This window comes from Streptomyces olivochromogenes (genome assembly GCF_021538895.1).
Classification (GTDB): domain Bacteria; phylum Actinomycetota; class Actinomycetes; order Streptomycetales; family Streptomycetaceae; genus Streptomyces; species Streptomyces olivochromogenes_A.
Window position 1 is genome coordinate 1 of the sequence record NZ_JADDRL010000277.1, and the last position, 536, is coordinate 536.

At 65.3% G+C, this 536-nt stretch carries 1 protein-coding gene; it reads left to right on the plus strand.

The genetic code is table 11. The features are described from left to right. Positions 1-535: IS630 family transposase (locus tag IPZ69_RS46795; protein WP_235461025.1), on the plus strand; the 535-nt coding region annotated here is incomplete at its 5' end. Position 536: the final 1 nt, after the last annotated feature.

A 536-nucleotide genomic window follows, 5' to 3' on the forward strand; every position in this document is an offset into this window, starting at 1 on the left:
CCTTGAACGGACCGCTCCGGTGCTGCCGATGGTGCCTGGTGTCCCTGAGCGCCGCAGCTTCGACTACGTCCGGCACGGCACGGTGGACCTGTTCGCGGCCCTGAACACCGCGACCGGAAAGGTGATCGGCAAGCTGTCCGCACAGCACCGGGCGGTGGACTTCCGCGACTTCCTCGCAGAGATCGACCGCCAGACCGATCGCGGCCTGGCGGTCCACGTGATCTGCGACAACCTCTCGGCCCACAAGGCACCGGTGGTGCACAAGTGGCTTCTTGCGCATCCCCGGTTCGAGCTGCACTTCACCCCCACCTACTCGTCCTGGATCAACCAGGTCGAGCGGTGGTTCGCCGAGCTGGAACGACGCTGCCTTGAGCGCGGCGTGTTCTGCTCACTCGACGAGCTGATGACCGCGCTCGAGGACTGGATCAAGGCCTGGAACGAACAGGCCCGCCCCTTCAAGTGGAGCAAGACCGCAGACCAGATCATCGACCGCATCTGCCGCTACTGCGACAGGATCTCCGGACCGGCTCACTAGG